The sequence below is a fragment of the Sphingomonas sp. SP5 genome, assembly GCF_058313455.1.
Genome location: NZ_JBZFLF010000001.1, coordinates 573200 through 592308, shown reverse-complemented (window position 1 = coordinate 592308; position 19109 = coordinate 573200). Strand labels below are relative to the sequence as shown.

The 19109-nt window shown below is 66.8% G+C and carries 16 protein-coding genes; 7 read left to right on the top strand and 9 right to left on the bottom strand.

Annotation, left to right across the window (positions count from 1 at the left end; translation table 11 throughout):
- The first annotated feature begins 59 nt into the window (after positions 1–59).
- Together AC4GY7_RS02675 and AC4GY7_RS02670 are read left to right on the top strand one after the other, a co-directional pair.
- Positions 60–1448 carry an APC family permease gene (locus AC4GY7_RS02675; protein WP_491111856.1) on the top strand — a complete coding sequence of 463 codons (1389 nt, stop codon included), beginning with the start codon at positions 60–62 and terminating at the stop codon, positions 1446–1448.
- Between the two features lie 25 nt (positions 1449–1473).
- Entirely contained in the window at positions 1474–2247 is a 774-nt protein-coding gene (locus AC4GY7_RS02670) for a polyphosphate kinase 2 family protein (RefSeq protein ID WP_491111855.1), read from the top strand.
- A 31-nt stretch (positions 2248–2278) separates the two neighbouring features.
- Here AC4GY7_RS02670 and AC4GY7_RS02665 read toward each other — a convergent pair whose 3' ends face one another.
- From AC4GY7_RS02665 to AC4GY7_RS02655, 3 genes are read right to left on the bottom strand one after another with little or no spacing between them, the layout of a single operon-like run.
- Entirely contained in the window at positions 2279–3652 is a 1374-nt protein-coding gene (locus tag AC4GY7_RS02665) for a glutamate--cysteine ligase (RefSeq protein WP_491111854.1), read from the bottom strand.
- Between the two features lie 45 nt (positions 3653–3697).
- Positions 3698–4438, bottom strand: a complete 741-nt coding sequence (locus tag AC4GY7_RS02660) for a 16S rRNA (uracil(1498)-N(3))-methyltransferase (RefSeq protein ID WP_491111853.1) — start codon at positions 4436–4438, stop codon at positions 3698–3700.
- A complete protein-coding gene (locus AC4GY7_RS02655) occupies positions 4435–4611 on the bottom strand; it encodes a hypothetical protein (RefSeq protein WP_491111852.1) in 177 nt (58 codons plus the stop codon). The genes AC4GY7_RS02660 and AC4GY7_RS02655 overlap by 4 nt, the downstream gene beginning before the upstream one ends.
- Before the next feature lie 122 nt (positions 4612–4733).
- Here AC4GY7_RS02655 and ubiA point away from each other — a divergent pair, with 122 nt between their 5' ends.
- From ubiA to AC4GY7_RS02635, 4 genes are all read left to right on the top strand, one after another.
- Positions 4734–5642 (top strand): 4-hydroxybenzoate octaprenyltransferase, encoded by a 909-nt coding sequence (ubiA, locus tag AC4GY7_RS02650; protein WP_491111851.1) that lies wholly within the window; start codon positions 4734–4736, stop codon positions 5640–5642.
- A 32-nt stretch (positions 5643–5674) separates the two neighbouring features.
- A complete protein-coding gene (locus tag AC4GY7_RS02645; protein ID WP_491111850.1) occupies positions 5675–7024 on the top strand; it encodes a TldD/PmbA family protein in 1350 nt (449 codons plus the stop codon).
- Positions 7017–7805, top strand: a complete 789-nt coding sequence (locus AC4GY7_RS02640) for a 3'(2'),5'-bisphosphate nucleotidase CysQ (RefSeq protein ID WP_491111849.1) — start codon at positions 7017–7019, stop codon at positions 7803–7805. The genes AC4GY7_RS02645 and AC4GY7_RS02640 overlap by 8 nt, the downstream gene beginning before the upstream one ends.
- Positions 7806–7920: 115 nt before the next feature.
- The gene (locus AC4GY7_RS02635; protein ID WP_203308341.1) at positions 7921–8067 is read left to right on the top strand and encodes a lmo0937 family membrane protein; all 147 of its coding nucleotides are present in this window, start codon (positions 7921–7923) and stop codon (positions 8065–8067) included.
- A gap of 45 nt (positions 8068–8112) precedes the next feature.
- On the opposite strand, the gene AC4GY7_RS02630 is transcribed toward AC4GY7_RS02635, so the two are convergent.
- The 4 genes from AC4GY7_RS02630 to ligA all read right to left on the bottom strand — a co-directional run bounded on the left by AC4GY7_RS02630 (position 8113) and on the right by ligA (position 15760).
- Complete coding sequence (locus AC4GY7_RS02630; protein WP_491111848.1) at positions 8113–8916, bottom strand: LytR/AlgR family response regulator transcription factor; 804 nt, start codon at positions 8914–8916, stop codon at positions 8113–8115.
- Complete coding sequence (locus AC4GY7_RS02625) at positions 8913–10025, bottom strand: sensor histidine kinase (RefSeq protein ID WP_491111847.1); 1113 nt, start codon at positions 10023–10025, stop codon at positions 8913–8915. Before AC4GY7_RS02625 ends, AC4GY7_RS02630 begins: the two co-directional genes overlap by 4 nt.
- A 110-nt stretch (positions 10026–10135) precedes the next feature.
- Positions 10136–13465 carry a TonB-dependent receptor gene (locus AC4GY7_RS02620; protein WP_491111846.1) on the bottom strand — a complete coding sequence of 1110 codons (3330 nt, stop codon included), beginning with the start codon at positions 13463–13465 and terminating at the stop codon, positions 10136–10138.
- Between the two features lie 171 nt (positions 13466–13636).
- Positions 13637–15760, bottom strand: a complete 2124-nt coding sequence (ligA, locus tag AC4GY7_RS02615; RefSeq protein WP_491111845.1) for an NAD-dependent DNA ligase LigA — start codon at positions 15758–15760, stop codon at positions 13637–13639.
- A 142-nt stretch (positions 15761–15902) separates the two neighbouring features.
- Between ligA and AC4GY7_RS02610 the strand changes: the two genes are divergently transcribed.
- Positions 15903–16886 (top strand): SDR family oxidoreductase, encoded by a 984-nt coding sequence (locus AC4GY7_RS02610; protein ID WP_491111844.1) that lies wholly within the window; start codon positions 15903–15905, stop codon positions 16884–16886.
- On the opposite strand, the gene AC4GY7_RS02605 is transcribed toward AC4GY7_RS02610, so the two are convergent.
- Together AC4GY7_RS02605 and AC4GY7_RS02600 are read right to left on the bottom strand one after the other, a co-directional pair.
- The gene (locus AC4GY7_RS02605) at positions 16837–17745 is read right to left on the bottom strand and encodes a phosphatase PAP2 family protein (RefSeq protein WP_491111843.1); all 909 of its coding nucleotides are present in this window, start codon (positions 17743–17745) and stop codon (positions 16837–16839) included. The genes AC4GY7_RS02610 and AC4GY7_RS02605 overlap by 50 nt on opposite strands.
- A gap of 186 nt (positions 17746–17931) precedes the next feature.
- A complete protein-coding gene (locus tag AC4GY7_RS02600; protein WP_491111842.1) occupies positions 17932–19011 on the bottom strand; it encodes a phosphatase PAP2 family protein in 1080 nt (359 codons plus the stop codon).
- Positions 19012–19109 lie beyond the last annotated feature (98 nt).

Genomic DNA, 19109 nt, shown 5'->3' with positions numbered 1-19109 from the left:
GGGCGAACGGTTGGGGGCGGATCGATTTTACGTCATCATGCTCTATGAGAGCGGGAACAATGCTGGACGATCAACTGCTTCCCCAGGCGCCGCAGCCATTGGTGCGCAGCCTGGGCGTGATGGGCGTGCTGTTCCTCACGCTGTCGGTCGCGACGCCCGCCTCCTCCGTCTTCGTCATCATCCCCGGCATGCTGCAAGTGGCCGGCACCGGCACGATCTGGGCGATGATCCTCGCCGGCATCGTCTGCATCGCCACCGCCTTCGTCTATGCCGAATTGTCCAGCGCTTGGCCTGTCGCGGGTGGCGAATATGTCGCGGTCGCCAAGACGCTGGGGCCGCTCGCCGGCTTCGTGATGCTGGGTGTCAATGTCTTCAACAACCTGTTCTTCCCGCCCGTCGCCGGGCTCGGGATCAGCGCGGTGCTCTCCACGCTCTGGCCGGGGCTGCCGGAGGTGCCGGTGGCGGTGGCGGTGGTCGCCGCGTCGACGTTGGTGGCGCTGCTCCAGATCCGGGTCAACGCCTGGGTCACCGGCCTCTTCCTGCTCGGAGAGGTTTTGGCGCTGGTCGCGATCGTCGTGCTCGGCTGGGCCGACGTCGCGCGGCCGTTCGCGCCGTTCCTCACCTTGCCGGTGATGCCGCAGAACGGCGCGCTGGTGCCGGCATCGCCCGCGGCGATCGGACTCGCCACCTCGATCGCGATCTTCGCGCTCAACGGCTATGGCGCCGCCGTCTATTTCGGCGAGGAGATGCGCGAACCCTCGCGCCTGATCGCCCGCGCGATCCTCGCCAGCCTCGTCCTCACCCTGCTGTTCGAGATCGTGCCGACGGTCGCGGTGTTGATGGGGGCGGGGGACCTGCACGCGCTGCTCAGCGCCGATGATCCCTTCGGTCTGATCGCCCGGCAGCGCGGCGACGGCTGGCTGGCCGACGCCATCGCGATCGGCGTGGTGATCGCGATCGTCAATGCGGTTATCGCCTGCATCCTTGCCTGTTCGCGCTTCTTCTACGGCACGGCCCGCGACGGCAGCTGGGGGCGGCCGCTCGACCGCTGGATGACGCAGATCCATCCGCGGCTGGGATCGCCCTGGGTAGGCACGCTGATCGTCGGCGGCGTCGGCGTCGTCTGCTGCTTCCTGCCACTCACCTTGCTGCTGGTGCTGAGCGGCACCGGGCTCGTCGCCATCTATGCCGGTATCGCCGTCGCCGCGATGGCCGGGCGGCGCAGCGGTGCCACCGCGCACGCCCGCTATCGCATGCCGCTCTATCCGCTGGCGCCGGTCGTCACGCTCATCGCGCTCGCCTATGTCGTCTGGACGAGCTGGCTCGACCTAGCGGAGGGGCGGCCCGGCCTCATCATGACCGCGGCGCAGATCCTCGGCTCGGCGGCCTATTACTGGTTCGTGTTGCGCCGTCGCGGCGGTTGGCGCGTTCACATCCCTGAGGCATGACAGGATGGATGACAGGGAGCCGCGCGTGATCGACCTTGCCGATTTCGAGAAGACCAAGCCCTACAAGGGCCATTACAAGCGCGACCTCGCCGCGTTGCAGGACCGGCTGGAACGCATCCTCGTCGCGCATATCATCCACGGTCGTCGCGCCGTGGTGATGCTGGAAGGGTGGGACGCCGCCGGCAAGGGCGGCATCATCCAGCGGCTGACCGCGGACTGGGACCCGCGCCATTTCGAGGTCTATCCGATCGCCGCGCCGACCGCGGAGGAAAAGGCGCACGATTTCCTCTGGCGGTTCCGCACCCGGCTGCCCGCCCCCGGCAACATTACCGTCTTCGATCGCAGCTGGTACGGCCGCGTGCTGGTCGAGCGCGTCGAACGCTTTGCCGACGAGGCGGATTGGCGCCGCGCCTATGACGAGATCAACGCCTTCGAGGCGGAGTTGATCGAAGGTGGCACGACCTTGGTGAAGCTGTTCGTCCACGTGTCCCAGGTGGAGCAGGACAAACGGCTGAAGGACCGGCTGGACGATCCGTGGAAGCGGTGGAAGACGGGCGCCGACGATTACCGCAACCGGTCACGCCGTCAGGATTATCTGGATGCGATGCACGACATGTTCGCCCGCACCGATACCGGCGGCGCACCGTGGATCGTCGTCAACGGCAACGACAAGAAGGCCGCGCGCATCCATGCGCTGACCGCCGTCGCCGATCATCTAGAGGCCAACGTCGACATGACCCCGCCGCCGCTCGACCCGGAACTGGAGCGCGTGGCGACGGCGGCGCTCGGCTTGCGCTAGGCGGCGACCGGCGATGCTGCGATGATCGTCGTCAGAAGCTCGCCTCGTCGTACACCCGGGTGAGATCGCCCGCCCATGCGCCGTTGTAGCGATCGAGCAGCACCTGCGCCGGCACCTTGCCCGACCGCACCACCTCGCGCAGCGGATCGAGGAAGCCGGTCTCGTTGTCGCCGGCGGCATTGCCCCGCGCGCGCGCCGCAAGCCCGGCATGCGCGATGTCCAGCACTTCGCCGGCGATGTCGCCCAGCCGTCCGCCACCGGGCAGCGGCGCGTCGAGCGCCAGCCGCGGCACCGCATCGCGCAGCGCCTGCCGGTCGGCGAGGCTCCAATCCTTGACGAGGTCCCACGCCGCATCCAGCGCCGCGCCGTCATAGAGCAGTCCCACCCATAGCGCCGGTAGCGCGCAGATGCGGTTCCACGGCCCGCCATCGGCCCCGCGCATCTCGAGGAAGGTCTTCAGCCGCACTTCGGGGAAGGCGGTGGACAGATGGTCGTTCCAGTCGTCCAGCGTCGGCTTCTCGCCGGGCAGCACGCTCAGCTCTCCCTTCAGGAAGTCGCGGAAGGACAGGCCGGCGGCGTCGATGTAGCGGCCTTCGCGATAGACGAAGTACATCGGCACATCGAGCATATAGTCGGCATAGCGTTCGTAGCCGAAGCCGTCCTCGAACACGAAGGGCAGCATGCCGGTGCGCGCAGGGTCGGTGTCCGACCAGATATGGCTGCGATAGGAGAGGAAGCCGTTCGGCTTGCCCTCGGTGAACGGCGAGTTGGCGAACAGGGCGGTCGCCAGCGGTTGTAGCGCCAGCCCGACGCGGAACTTCTTGGCCATGTCCGCCTCGGACGCATAATCGAGGTTCACCTGGATCGTGCAGGTGCGCAGCATCATGTCGAGGCCCATGCTGCCGACGCGCGGCATGTGGCGCAGCATGATCGCATAGCGGCCCTTGGGCATGATCGGCAATTCGTCGCGCCGCTTGTCCGGCCACATGCCGAGACCGAGGAACCCGATCCCCAGCTTCTCGCCCGCCGCCTTCACCTGATCGAGGTGTCGGCCGGTTTCGGCGCAGGTCTGGTGCAGGTTGTCGAGCGGTGCGCCGGACAGTTCGAACTGCCCCGCGGGCTCCAGGCTGACGCTGCCGTCGGCGCCGGACAGTGCGATCAGATTGCCGCCTTCTTCCACGGCTTGCCAGCCATATTGCTGAAGCTCGGTCAGCAGCGCGCGGATGCCGCCCGGCTCGCCCCAGCTCGGCGCATGATGGTCGGCGGTGCTGTAGACGAACTTCTCGTGCTCCGTGCCGATCCGCCACCGTTCCTGCGGCTTTTCACCACGCGCGAAGCTCGCGATCAGCTGGTCGCGCGACTCGATGATGGGGGAGTCCTTGGGGCTGCCGGTTTTCGTCGTCATTGCGCGCCCTTACGCGGGGATGAACGGGCACGCCAGCCAGCTTTCCTACCAATCGCCCGCCGCCGCCATCCAGAGCGACACCGCCGTCGCCGCCGCGGTGTCGGCGCGCAGGATGCGCGGGCCTAGGCCGATGCCGATCGCCTGCGGCACCGCGCGGATTGCCGCGCGCTCCTCCGTGGTGAAGCCGCCCTCCGGCCCGATCAGGATCGCCGCCGGGCCGCGATTCGCCTGCATCGCCGCGAGCGGCGCGGCGCCGCCGCTTTCATCGGCGAAGAACAGGTGGCGATCCGCCGGCCAGTCACGCAGCAGCGCGGTCAGCTTCACCGCCTCGTCGAGCCGGGGGAGGGCCGTGCGCCCGCATTGCTCCGCCGCCTCGACCATGTGGCTGCGCAGCCGGTCGCGTTTCGGCCGATCGACCACCGTCCGCTGCGTCACCACCGGCACCAGCCGGTCGACGCCCAGCTCGCAGGCCTTTTCGACCAACCAGTCGATCCGCCCCTTCTTGAGCGGCGCGGCGCACAGCCACAGGTCGGGCACCGGCTCGCGCTCGCGCAGCCGTGTCGACACTTCGACAACGAGGTCGCGCTTGCCGACCTGGCTCGCGGTGGCGAGCCACTCGCCGGTGGCATCGTCGAACAGCTTGACCGGATCGCCCGGCGCCATCCGCATCACCGATACGAGGTAATGCGCCGCGGGGCCGTCGATGCGCAGCGGCCCGGGGGCGAGCGGGCGCTCGACGAACAGCCGCGGGGTCGATTGCGGCGGCCACGCCGGTGTCGCGGTCACTTCCTGCCCCTCCGTCGGGCTTGCCGCGCCCAGATCTTGCGCAGCACGATCCACGCCAGCAACGCTGCGGCGGCGATCGCGACCACCGCCACCGTCACCACGCCGGCGACGCGCAGGATCGCCCAGAACAGCGCCTCCACGAAGCGGCCGACGGCGACCGAGAGGCCGATCATGCGCGTTTTCCCATCATCGTCCTGCGATTGCCGGAACTTCGCGGCGATAGCGAGGCAAAAGCCGATGCGTCAGCGCATCGCGTGCTTGCTCCGCCACCCCCCGTCGCGGCAAGAGCGGCCGCATGACAGCAGAGATCGTGCCCGACAGCGAACACCGCGGCCTGACCGGGCGCCTGCCGCCGCTGCTGCGCGGCCTTGCCCTGCTCGCACGGCTGGACCGGCCGATCGGCTGGTGGCTGCTGTTCTGGCCCGGCGCCTGGGGGATCGCGCTTGCCGGCGGCGCGGTTACGCGCTGGCCGCTGCTCCTGTGGATCCTCGCCGGCAGCATCGCCATGCGCGGCGCCGGCTGCGTCTACAACGATATCGTCGATCGCGACCTCGACGCGCAGGTCGCGCGCACCCGCGCCCGGCCGCTGCCGAGCGGCCTGGTGTCGGTGAAGCTCGCCTGGGGCTGGCTCGTCATCCTGTGCCTCGTCGGGCTGGTCGTGCTGGTGCAGCTGCGTCCGCTGGCCGCCGGCGTAGCGGTCGCCAGTCTGGCGCCGGTCGCCGCCTATCCCTTCATGAAGCGGATCACCTGGTGGCCGCAGGCGTGGCTGGGGCTGGTGTTCTCCTGGGCGGCGCTGGTCGGGTGGAGCGAGGTGACCGGCGATCTCGCGCTGCCGCTATGGCTGCTCTACGGCGGCTGCATCGCCTGGGTGATCGGCTACGACACCATCTATGCGCTGCAGGATCGCGAGGACGATGCGCTGATCGGCGTGCGCTCCTCCGCACTGCGCATGGGCGCGCATGTGAAGGCGGGATGCGCCCTCTGCTATGCCGTCGCGCTGGCGTTCTGGGCCGCGGCGATCTGGCAGGTGCGCGCCGATCCGCTGGCGCTCGCCGCCCTGTTGCCCGTCGCCGCGCATTTCGCCTGGCAGATCGGCACGCTCGTTCCCGACGACGGCGGCAATGCGCTGGCACGGTTCCGCAGCAACCGGTTCGCCGGACTGCTGATGTTCCTTGCCTGCGCGGTCGTCGGCACCGCGCTCTAGCATCGCCGCGCCCGCGCCCCTAAGTCGGGGCGATGCTGACCCCCGATCAGGCGCGTGATCGCGCCGCCGATATCGTCGCGCGTGCCACCCGAGCGGGCGCCGATGCCGCCGACGCCGTCTTCGCCGCCGATGCTTCCCTCGACCTGTCGGTGCGCCTCGGCGCGCTGGAGGATGTCGGCCGGTCCGAAAGCGAGGAACTGGGGCTGCGCGTCTTCGTCGGCCGGCGCTCGGCAAGCGTCTCGACCTCCGACCTTTCCGACGATGCCGTCGCCGCGCTGGTCGAGCGCGCGGTCGCCATGGCGCGGGAGGCACCGGAGGATCGCTGGGCCGGCCTCGCCCCGCAGGAACGGCTGATGCACGGCGCGCCGCCGCTGCTCGATATCGACGATGGCGGCACGATGACCCCCGCCGAATTGCGCGAATGGGCATCGGCGGCGGAGGATGCGGCGCGTGCCGTGCCCGGCGTCACCAACAGCGAAGGCGGCGGCGCCAGCGCATCGCGATCGATCTGGGCGCTCGTCACCAGCCACGGTTTCGCCGGCGCTTATGCCGCCACCGCCTACAGCCTGTCGGCCAGCGTGCTGGCCGGCGATGCGGCGAGCGGCATGGAGCGCGATTACGCCCATCACGCCGCCCGCAAGCGCGCGCACCTCGAATCGCCTGAGGCGATCGGCTGTCGCGCCGGCGAGCGCGTCGTCGCCCGCGCCAATCCCGGCCGGATGGCGAGCGGCGCGATGCCGGTGGTGTTCGATCCGCGCGTCGGATCGTCGCTGCTCGGCCACCTGACCGGCTCGATCAGCGGACAGGCGATCGCGCGGCGCACTAGCTTTTTGCTGGATGCGCTCGGCACCGCGGTGTTTGGCCCGGGCGTCACCATCTGCGACGATCCGCACCGGCCGCACGGCTTGCGTTCGCGTCCCTTCGACGGCGAAGGCCTGCCGGTGTCGCCGCGATCGATCGTCGACGGCGGCGTGCTGGAAACCTGGCTGCTCGACAGCGGCTCGGCCCGGCAACTCGGGCTGGAGCCGACCGGCCATGCCGCGCGCGGCATCGGCGGCGCCCCCGGCGTATCGCCGAGCAACCTCTACATGGAGGCGGGCGACGTGCCGGTCGCGACGCTGATCGGCGACATCGCCGATGGCGTCTACGTCACCGAGCTGATCGGGCAGGGGGTCAATCCGGTCACCGGCGACTACAGCCGCGGCGCGGCGGGCTTCCGGATCGTCGCGGGCGAGATCGCCGGCCCGGTCGCGGAATTCACCATCGCGGGCAACCTCAAGGACATGTTCGCGCAGCTGACCCCCGCCAACGATCTCGAATTCCGCTATGGCACCAACGTGCCGACCCTTCGGATCGATGGCATGACGGTCGCGGGTGGCTGATACGCCCGCCGATCTGCTCGCCGCCGTCGCCGATGTCGCGCGCGAGGCGGGGCAGATGGCGCTCGCCCGCTGGCGCACCGATTTCGCGCGCTGGGAAAAGACGCCGGGCAGCCCGGTGTGCGAGGTCGACCTGGACGTCGACCGCATGCTCCGCGCCCGCCTCGCCGGGCTGCTGCCCGACGCCGGCTGGTTGTCCGAGGAAACCGTCGATGCGCCCGAGCGACTGGCGCGGCGCCGGATCTGGGTGGTCGATCCGATCGACGGCACGCGCGACTATATCCGCGGGCGGGAGGGCTGGGCCGTCTCCGTCGCGCTGGTGGAGGATGGCGAGGCGGTGCTGGGCGTGCTCGATGCGCCTGCACGCCGCGAACGGTGGAGCGCGACGCGGGGCGGCGGCGCCTGGCGCAACGGCGTCGCGCTGCGTGCCGGCGACCGCACCGACCTGACCGGCGCGCGCGTGCCGGCCGATGCCGCGCCCAAGATCGACCGGCATCTCGCCATCGTTCACAAGCCCAATTCCATCGCGCTGCGCATGGCGATGGTCGCCGCGGACGAGGCGGATCTGGTGGCGACGCTGCGCTGGGGCAACGAATGGGACATCGCCGCCGCGGCGCTGATCGCGGCGGAAGCGGGTGCCGGGGTCAGCGACGCACTCGGTGCGGCACTGCGCTACAACAAGCCCGATCCGACCGCATTCGGCGTGATGGTGGCCGCGCCGGGCATCCAGGCGGCGGCGCTGGATTGGATCGGTGATCGCGCCCGTGCCGCTCTACGGCGTTGAACAACCGCCTCTTTCCACAAGCTTTTCGGCCAGCGGCGGAACGCGTGCCGTATCCGTAACGTTTTGTTTCCCACTGGCGTCATCATGGCGTCGGCAAAGGAAGGGAAGCCTGACCATGTTGTGGACCATCGCCGTCATCCTGCTGATCCTGTGGCTGCTGGGCTTCTCGCTCCATATCGCCGGCGGATTGATCCACATCCTGCTGGTCATCGCGATCATCGTCGGCCTGATCCAGCTCTTCACCGGTCGTCGCGCAGTATAGCAGCGTGCCTGTGGTCCTCCCGCGCGGGAGGACCATGTCGGCCCGTTAGTGAACGAACCGCGCCACCACGTCGCGGTAGCTGCGGCTGACCTTCACATTGGCGCCTGAATTGAGCACCAGGAAGCATTCGCCGTTGGTGTGCGGCTTCACCTGCTTGACCAGATCGAGGTTGACGATCGTCGAACGATGCACCCGCTGGAAGCGCCGCGGGTCGAGCCGCTTTTCCAGGTCCTTCATCGTCTCGCGCAGGATCAGGTTCCGGTCGCCGGTGTAGATCACCATGTAATCGCCCGCCGCGTCGATCCGCTCGATCGTATCGACGTCGACGCGGAAGATCTGGCCCTGGTCCTTGATGTTGATGAGCTTCTCGAACCGGTTGGCGCTCACCGCGTCGCCGCTGCCGCCATCGATGTCCGCCGCGGCTTCGGGCGCATGCTCGGCCAGCACCTCCTTCAGCTTCTCGACCTCCTCCACGCCGCGCTTCTCGCTGAGCCTTTGCCGCACCCGTTCGATCGTGTCGGCGAGGCGCGATTCCTCCACCGGCTTCATCAGGTAATCCACCGCCTGCGCCTCGAACGCGCGCAGCGCGTGATCCGAATAGGCGGTGACGAACACGAACAGCGGCGGCTCCACCTCCATCAGGCCCTGCACCACCGAAAAGCCGTCGAAGCCCGGCATCTGGATGTCGAGGAAGACCAGATCGGGCTTGTGCGTCTTGATCGCCCGGATCGCCTCGCGCCCGTTGGAGCACTTTTCGATGATCTCGATATCATCATGCGCCTGGAGCCGGAGCTCCAATCCCTGGATCGCGAGCGGTTCGTCGTCCACCAGGATGGTTCTGATCGTCATGCGGCCTCTCTACTCAGATCGTCGAGCTGGAAGGGGATCTCGATCTCCACCGAAAAGCCTCCAGCCGGCGCGGTACGCGTCTCGAAACGGTGGTCCGTGCCGTACGCCTGGACCAGCCGCTCCCTAATATTGGGGAGACCCACGCCGGTTGAAAGGCTTGGCATCGCGCGCCCCTCCTGCAAACCCGGCCCGGTGTCCGATACGCCGATCTGCACGCGATCCCCGGCGAGCCGCACGCGGACGCAGATCTCGGCGCCTTCCTCCTGGGTGCTGACCGCATATTTGATCGCATTCTCGACCAGCGGCTGGAGCAGCAGCGAGGGCAGGCGGGCGCGTTCGGCGGCGGGATCGATCTCGAACTGCGGCCGCAGCCGGTCGTCGAAGCGCATCTTCTCGATCTCGAGGTACAGCTTCAGCGTCTCCACCTCCTGCGCGACGGTAACGTGCGCGGTCGGTTCGTTGGCGAGCGTGTAGCGCAGGAACGACGACAGGCGGCTCAGCATCGCATTCGCCCGCTCGGTCTGTTTCAGCAGCACCAGCGTCGAGATGGAATTGAGCGTGTTGAACAGGAAATGCGGGTTCAGCTGATAGCGCAGCATGGCAAGCTGCGCCGACGACGCCTGGTTCTCCAGATGCTGCATCTGGTCGATCTGATCCTCGACGATCAGGTAGAAATTGATGCCGAAATAGAGCGCCGACCAGCCGAACAGCGCCGTGAAGGTGACATAGAAGGACACCAGCATCCGCGGCAGCGTGACGCCGGGCTGCCCGTTCTGGATCAGCGACCAGGTGAAGGCGTCGAGGAACGCCGACAGCAAGGTCGCCGCGGCAAAGGCGAGGATCGTCAGCACCAGGCCCGCGACCCGCGGCAGGCTGCGGAAATAGCCGTAGAAGGTGGAGAGCAGCAGCGTCACGCAATAGCCGACGATCGCCTCGAAGATCACCGGGATCAGCACGTCGAGCGACAGGTTGGTCAGCGTCGATGCGCCGCGCAGCAGCAGATACCCCGTCCACCCGACCGCCTGCAGCGTCCAGAACGCACGGCTCTTGTTCTCGAAGAAGGGGCGCACGTTCAGCGCCGGACGGGGTGGGGCGGGAAGCGTCGCCATATGGCCAGCGTCCCTACACGCGCGAACGCCGCCGTGCAAAACAGAAGGGCCGCCGCCTCGCCCGAAGGGAAGCGGCGGCCCCGGTGAACCGTCAGGCTGGCGCTTGCTCCTTAGAAGGAGAAGCGCGCGCCGATGCGGATCAGGTAAAGCGAATTGTTGATGCTCGCGAAACCCGTGCCCGGAGCGCGATAGCTCGAGTACCGGTACTGGTTACAAGCCTGCGCGGTGTTGGTGTTGACAACACCCGTGGCCGGTGCCGTACCCGTCGGCGTTGCAACGCTGAGGCACTGTACCTGCACGACCGGCGCATATTGCGGGAAGGCTAGCTGACGCAGGCCACCCCAATTGTGGTTGATGAGGTTCGGCAGGTTCTCGATGTCACCAAAGATCGACAAGCGGGACTTTCCGATAAAGGTCGGGATTTCCTGCTCGAGGTGAAGGTCGATCCGGGTGAAGGCACGGTTGCGGTCGATGTTCCGCGCTGCGATCCGACCCCGATAGTCCTTCAGCTTGGTGCTGTTGATCAGATTCTCAACTGCCGTCTGGGTGTCCGTGCTGTCATAGCTGACCAGCGGATCGGTGGTGCTGGTCGGTACATACATCAGGAAACGCTGATCGGAGTTGGTGCCGAGGTTCGGGCCTCCAATAGTGCCGAACACCGGCGAACGACCATTGACCGGGCTCTGCATCGTGTAGCTGAATGGACGGCCCGCGCGGGTTTCGCCGAACAGCTGGATCGTGGTCTTGTAGTCGCCGAAGAAGGCGTGATCGTAGCCCAGGTTGTACTTGAATGCCCACTTGGTCTGGTCCGCAGACGTGCCGAGCGTGGCCATGTTCGGGTCGGACATCGCAACGTTGAAATAGTTGGACGACGCGGTCGATGAGGATGCCGGGCTGACGTCCTTCACGTCCTGGTAGGTATAGCTACCGCCGAGCGACAGGCCCCAGTCGAACTGCTTATCGGCATGGACGACGAAGATGTGGCTGCGACCCTTCGTGGTGTTGGTCAGGAGGATGTCCTGATTGGTGTCCGTGAAGCTCGTGAGGCTGCCGTACCGTGGGCGGCCGTCAGGCAACCTGCCGACCACGACCGAACGGATATCCGTGAACGTCACCGCCTGATTGGTCTTGGTGTACAGGTACGTCGCGCCGACGTTGAAGCCGAACAGCTTGTAATCCGCCGATGCGGTCAGCTTCGTCACGGAAGGAAGCTTGAAATCCTGCGCCAGGGCGTTGGTCGGAGCCGGGTTGCCCCCCGCCGGCGTGTTAGCAAGGTAGGAGCCGATCGCCGTCGGGATCGAATTCCCAGTGACGTTGTTCAGGCCCGTCGTGCACAGCGCTGCATTGGCACCGGTGTAAGGCGCGGTACACGTTGCCGTCGCCAGCGAGTTCGGGACCGTACCCGCAACCGTGCCGGCACGCGTCATGGTGGTGATGCGGTTGGTCAGCACGCCGGTGTTGGAGTAGCTGTTCGACAGATAGATGTCGGGCGAGCCGCCGCCGAAAACCGCAGCCGAGGCGCGGATCGACAGATCGTGAATCGGCTTCCACTGCGCGCTGATCCGCGGCTGCCAATTGTCCAGACCCTTGTACGTCTTCGTGTTATAGAAGCCGTAGCGGTTGAAGAAGGAGGCGTTGGCCGCGACCGGCGAGCGCTGCGCGTAAAGGTCATAGCGGACGCCGTAGGTCAACTGCAGCGTGTTGGTGACATCCCACGTATCCTGCAGACCGAACGTATACTGCTGGTACCGGAAATCGGCCGCGGCATCGGTGGAGTTCAGCGACACGGCATTGGCATAGTCGAACTGCGAAGCCGAACGGTTCTGGAAATCGGCGATCGAGTCAAAATAATAAGCGCCGTTCACCCGCTGCAAGAAGTAGTTGAAGGTGCGCTTGGCATTGACCTCTGCCAGGATCTTAACGTCATGGGCGCCCTCAGTGTATCGAGCCTGGATCGAACCACCCCAGTTGTCGAAGAACAGCTGGTTGGCCTGACGGCTGATGTCCGGACCGAAGACGACCTGCGGAATACCCGTGCCGCAGTTGCTGACGGTGTTCGTGCCCGAAACGACGCTCGTCGGCGCGGTGCAGACGGAGAACTGCGCGAAGTTGGTGCCGAGGAGCGAATCCTGACCTACCTTGTTGTACTGGTAGAGGAAGCGGGTCTCGGTCGAGAAGTTGTCCGTCCAGTCCGAGTTCAGCTGAGCGATACCAGAGCGAAGAAGGACGCTGCGCTGATAATAGTTCGACGCCAGGCCCACCGCCGGGGTTGTCGTCGACTGGCTGGTGCCTTGGGCGACCGTGCTCGACTCATAGGCGTTGATATAGGACAGCGACAGCTTCTGACGATCGGTGATGTTCCAATCGATCCGGCCGACGATCTTCTCGTCCTTCTGGTTGTTGATCGATGTGAAGCTGCCGGGATTGTAGCCGTACACGCTCTGGGCGATCGAGCTGATCTGATCGACCTGCGCCTGAGTGGCACCGGTAACCTGCGAAATGCTGGTGACCGCGAGCGGGCGCGGATCGGTATTCCGCTCTGCCGAAACCATGAAGAACAGCTTATCGGCGATCAGCGGACCGGACAGGGTCGCGCCGTATGTTTCCGAGTTATAGTCCGGCAGGTTGTTGATGACGTTGGAGCCGATCCGCTTGCCCTGCCATTCATCGCGGCTCTGCGAGTAGAAGCCGGTGCCATGGAATTCATTGGTGCCGGACAGCAGCACGGTATCGATCGCACCGCCCTGGAAGTTGCCCTGGCGAATGTCGATCGGAGCGATCGAAACGGAGACCTGACCGATCGCGTCGAATGGTACCGGGCCACGGCCGGTGGGGTTGGCGTCCGAGTTGAGGCCAAAGCTGTCGCCGACCTGCACGCCGTTGATCGTGAAGCGGTTGAAGCGCGGGTTGACGCCGCCGAAGCTCACGGCGCGGCTGTTGGAAAGATCGAGCGTGGCAAGCGGGTCACGGCGTTCGATGTCGCGGATATCGCGGTTCACCGAAGCGACCTTGCGGATATCTTCCTGGGTCAACACAGTGCGCAGTGCCGTGCCGACGGTACCGGCGCCTGCGATCGAACGAGCGGTCACCACGATGTCTTCACCGGCGGTTTCGCTGCCGAGTTCCACCGGGAGGTCGAATGCCTGCTGCGCGACCGTGAAGATGTCGGTCACGGTCTTGCTGCCCTGCGGGCTGGTCACTTCAACGGTGAACGGGCCGCCGACACGCAGACCGGTCTGGGTGAACGAGCCGTCTGCGCCGGTCGTGGTTTCAGCGCGTGTGTTCGAGGGGACGTTGATCACGACCACCTGCGCACCGGCCACCGGCACGCCGTTGGCGGTCACGGTGCCGCGAATGATGGACGTCGTCTCCTGCGCAGACGCGGCGGCCGGCGCGATGAGCGCGACCGCGGCCACGCCCAGGAAAAGGTTGTTACGCATCTTCAATGTCCCCTTGTGAGCGTCTGCTCGGAATCGCGGCTCGATCTCATGCCGTTGCCGCGCGCCCTGCCCGCGGGATATTTCTGTTCCATGACAGTTGCGAGTCGCGTTTGCGCAACCGCGAAAGTCGTTGATTGTGCGTTGCAAAAAGGCAACGGTTCCCTGCGAAAGTTACTCCGAAGCGGCCACGATGGCCGCCCAGTCCGCTTCGCTGATCACCGCCACGCCGAGGTCCGCCGCCTTCTTGAGCTTCGATCCCGCATTGGCGCCGGCGATGACGAGGTCGGTCTTGGCGGACACCGAGCCCGACACGCGAGCGCCGAGCTTTTCGGCCTGCGCCTTCGCTTCGTCGCGGCTCAGCGTTTCCAGCGTTCCGGTGAAGACCAGCGTCTTGCCGCTCACCTGCGATTCGCGTGTTTCCCATTGGAGGTCGGCGGGGGTCACCTCGGTCAGGAGGTCGGCGAGTGCCGTGCGGTTGTGCGGCTCGGCGAAGAAGTCGACCAGCGCCAGCGCGACCTCGGGGCCGACCTGTTTGGTGTCGACCACCGCGGCGAGCGCCTTGGCGACGCGGGCGAGGTGCTTGTCGTCGCTTTCGCCGATCGCCGGGGCCATCGCATCGCGCTCGGCGACGGCGCGGGCGAGCATCTCGATGAGGGCGCCCCAACTGCCCCAGCGGCGGGCGAGGTCGCGCGCCGTCACCTCGCCGACGTGGCGGATGCCGAGTGCGAAGAGGAAGCGGTCGAGCGGCGGCTGCCGCTTGGCGTCGATCGCCGCGATCAGGTTGCGCGCCGACACCTCCGCCCAGCGTTCGCGGGCGAGCAGCCGCGCTTCGGTCAGGCGATAGATGTCGGCAGGCGTGCCGATCAGGCCATCGCGGAAGAAGCTTTCGATATTGGTGACGCCCAGCCCTTCGATATCGAGTGCGTGGCGCGAGGCGAAATGGCGTAGCCGCTCAACCCGCTGCGCCGGGCAGATGAGCCCGCCCGAGCAGCGGAAGTCGACCTCGCCCGGTTCGCGTTCGGCGGCCGATCCGCATTCGGGACAGTGCGTGGGGAACGGCCAGGGCGCGCGCGCTTCGTCACGCGACAGATTCTCGACGATCTGCGGAATGACGTCGCCGGCGCGTTGCAGCACCACGCGGTTGCCCGGGTGGACGCCGAGCCGCCCGATCTCGTCGGCATTGTGCAGCGTGGCGTTGGTGACGACGACGCCGCCGACCGTCACCGGCTCCAGCCGTGCGACGGGGGTCAGCTTGCCGGTGCGGCCGACCTGGATATCGATCGCCTTCAACGTCGTCTGCGCGCGCTCGGCGGGGAATTTGTGCGCGATCGCCCAGCGCGGCGCCTTGGCGACCTGCCCCAGCCGCGCCTGCCAATCGAGCCGGTCCACCTTGTAGACGACGCCGTCGATATCGAACGGCAGGTCGGCGCGACGGGCCTCGATCGCGCGATAGGCGGCAAGCGCCTCCTCCACCGTTCCGGCCAGGGTGAAGCCGTCGGCGATCGGCAAACCCCAGTCGCGGATCGCCGCGACGATGCCCGCCTGCGTGTCGGCGGGTAACGCGGAAGTTTCGCCCCAGCCATGGGCGAAGAAGCGCAGCGGCCGGCTCGCCGTGACGGCGGCGTCCTTCTGGCGCAGCGATCCGGCGGCGGCGTTGCGGGGATTGGCGAACTGGCGCGCCTTGGCGGGATCGCTGGCCTCGTCGAGCAGGCGGCGGTTGAGCGCGGCGAAATCTGCCTTGGCCATATACACCTCGCCGCGGATCTCGAACACCGCGGGTGCGTCGCCGGCAAGGCGCTGGGGGATGTCGGCGATGGTGCGGACGTTGGCGGTCACGTCCTCGCCGGTGGTGCCGTCGCCACGGGTAAGCGCCTGGACCAGCTCGCCGCCCTCGTAGCGGAGCGAGCAGGACAGGCCGTCGATCTTGGTCTCCGCGGTCAGCGCCACCGGCTCGTCATCGCCCAGCCGCAGGAAGCGGCGGACCCGGCCGACGAACTCGGCCACATCGTCATCGGAAAATGCGTTGTCGAGGCTCATCATCGGCCGCGCATGCGCCACCTTCGCGAGGTGGCCGGCGGGGGCGGCGCCGACCAGGCGGCTCGGCGAATCGGCGCGGATCAGCGTGGGATAGGCGGCCTCGATCGCGGCGTTGCGGCGGACGAGCGCGTCATATTCGGCGTCGGCGATCTCCGGCGCATCCTGGGTATGGTACAGGCGATTGTGGTGCGCGATCGTGGCGGCGAGCGCTTCCAGTTCGGCGGCGGCCTGTTGCGGCGTCTCGGGCAGGTCGGTCATTCCGGCGGGGTAGGGGAGAGCCGGGGCGTCGGGCAAGTGTGCCGCGCATGTGTCTGTGTTGAGGTCGCTATTTTGCGAGCCCGGATGAACCAACGCGGGCGGCGAAGGGTTTCGCGGAGGAAGTGTCCGGGAGATGAACGCCATGACCGATTCCACCAGCCGTCGCGATCTGTTCAAGGGCGCAGCCGTCGCCGGCGTCGCGGCCGCCGCGGCGCCCGCCTTCGCCCAAGCCGGGGCCGCCGGTGCGAAACCGGCCGATCCGCAGACCCGCTACACCAAGCAGCCGTTTCCCGAACAGCGGCAGAAGTGGCCGGCGCTCCAGCGCGAGATGCAGCCGGTGCCGGACAGCGGCGAGGCGAGCTACCGCGGATCGGGCCGGCTCGCCGGGCGCAAGGCGCTGGTGACCGGCGGCGATTCGGGGATCGGCCGCGCCGCCGTCATCGCCTTCGCGCGGGAAGGCGCCGATGTCGCGATCAATTACTATCCGACCGAAGAGCCCGACGCGCAGGACGTCGCGCGGCTGCTGCGCGGCGAGGGGCACAAGGTCGTGCTGATCCCCGGCGACCTCACCGATGAGAAATTCTGCCGCGACCTGATCGCCCGCGCCAGCCGCCAGCTCGGCGGATTGGACATCCTGGTCAACAACGCCGCCTATCAGCAGTCGAAAGCGTCGATCGCCGACATCAGCGCCGAACAGTTCGACCGGACGATGAAGACCAACCTGTATGCGATGTTCCACCTGTCCAAGGCGGCGATCCCGCTGATGAAGCCAGGGTCGACGATCATCAACACCGCCTCGGTCAATTCGGTGATGCCGGAGGAGGAATTGCTGGATTACGCCACCACCAAGGCCGGCATCCTGATCTTCACCAAGGCTCTCGCCAAGCAAGTCGCGAAACAGGGCATCCGGGTGAATGCGGTCGCGCCGGGACCGATCTGGACTCCGCTGCAGGTCGCAGGCGGCCAGCTGCCGGGCAAGATGGGCGAATTCGGCCAGGACACGCCCCTCGGCCGCGCCGGCCAGCCGGCGGAACTGGCGGGGCTGTACGTGACACTCGCCGATCCGACGATCAGCTTCACGACGGGAAGCGCGGTGGGGGCCAACGGCGGAACAGGGGCGATCTGACGCGTTTGCCATCCGGTTCGGCGAGCCCCGCGGCGCGAGCAAGCGGGGCCGTCAGCCGCCAAATGACGATCGACGCGACGATGCCGGCCAGGCCATCGATGGCGTAATGCCACCCTAGGTGAACCGACCCTACGAACACCACGGCTGCGTAAGGCACCAGTATCCACGCTAGGCTGCGGCGCAGGCTGATCGCGAAGCAGATGAACAGCGTGGACATCCCGTTATGGATCGATGGCAGCGCCGAGATGCCAGCGCCGTCCGCGCTTTGCGCCGTGCCAAACAGCCGCAGCAATTGCGCCTGATACTCCAGCGAGATGAACCCGCGACCGATTTCCGAGGATTGCGCATGGAGCAGCCGCGTCAGCGCTTCATACCGGCCATTGCCATGAAGCGTAGCGTCGAAGCACGGCCCCACCGCCGGCACCAGCCAACTGCCGATGGTGGCCGGCCCGGCGAGCAACAGCGTCAGGCCGGCGAGATAGCGGAACCGGGCGACGGATCGCAGCGGAAGATAGGTGCAGAGCGCCACACCCATCGTCATCGGAAAAAACAGCGGGTGGTACAGCAGGTCGAGCAGATAGGTCGTGAGCGGGGAGGGCAGCATGCCATGGCTGATCGTCCATGCATCGTTGCCGCCGAGGAGCGTCTGGTCGATACGGGCGAGAAGCCCGTCGGCACCGTAGCCCGAACGGGGCAGGACCTGTTGCTTGAAGACGTTGTAGGCCGCACCGGCGAGCATGGCACTTGCGATCGGCACGAACAGCCCCGCTCCCCGCTCGGTCAGAAAGTCGCGTGCGATCGACATGATCGATCGCGATCCGCCATGCCGTCGCTCGCGGTATACGGCGCCGATCAGCATCAGTGGCGCTATCATCGCGATCGGCGGCCAATAGTCGCCGATCTTGCTCGCCGCGAGTGCGAGCCAGTCGATCATGCCGATATGCGCGAGCGCGAAGACCAAGCCTACATAGATGAGGCCGAGTGACAGCAGGATCGACGAAGGACGGTGAAGGACGAACACGGCACGACGTTACGTGTCGAACACTTAATCTTGTGTTCCCACCATGCTGACGCCCAATTGGGGCTCAATGCCGAACTCCTGCTCGTCTGCCCCCCGGGCCAGCCGGTGACCGGCGGCACCCGTCAGCTTCCACAGGAACATCGTGACAACCAAGGCGACGACACCATCGATCGCATAATGCCAACCCAGATGGATCGACCCGATCCAGATCAGGGCGGCATAGGCCGACAGCAGGCCGCCGATCCGTCGACCGAAGTGGAACCCGGCACAGGCAAAAAGTACTGCCATCGCGTTGTGCAGCGACGGCATCGCCGAGATGCCACCGCCGACCGCAAGCTCCGCCCCGCCGTACAGCTTCAACAGCTGTTCCTGAAAATTGGGTGCACTCAGTCCGGGCCAGCCGGCCGCCATGAGCGTCGCGTCATGCATACGCAATTCGGCGACTAAGGGCAGAAAGCGTTCGCGTTCGACCTGGAAATATTGGAAGAAACAGGGGCCGGCCGCGGGTAACAAGCGAGCGATCATCGAGCCCTGCACGACCCAGGTGAGCAGGTAGGTCATCAGGTAGCGCCAGGCGAGGAGCGAGCCAGGGCGCGCGAACGCGCACAGGACCACGCCCAGGGTCATTGGGGCGAACCAGGCGTGGTAGGCAAGATCGATGAACTGCGACCAGCCGGCACCAGGCAACATCGCATGGGTTACGCGCCAGGCATCACGCCCCAACATCCAATGATCGATCGTAGCGGCGCTTGGGCCGAATGCAAAGCCGGCACCGGGCAGCAGCCGCTGCTTGAATGTCGTGAAGGCGGCCATCAACAGTGCGAAGGCGGTCAGCGGCAGCCATAGCGACGTGCAGCAATCCCTCCGCCAGCGGGCGAGTACCGCATCGACGACAATCCCAGCCAACGATCGCGGCAATCCGCCGTGTGGTTCGCGGCGCAATGCTGCAAACAATTTAACGAGCAATATCAGCAGCGTCAGTGAAAATGATGCACCGAAATAGGCAAAGAATAGCCGGGCGAACCCCAATCGATCGTGATTGTCGATCCGCACGAAGACGGCTGCTGCATAGCTCCCCGCCAACATCAGCGGTGTCAAACGCATTAGCGGCGACCGGATTGTTCTTTCCCCCACGCAAAGCCGAATAGGGAGGAACTGTTATCAATAGGTGCATAGAGGCCGCGTTCTTCGGCCTCCCATAG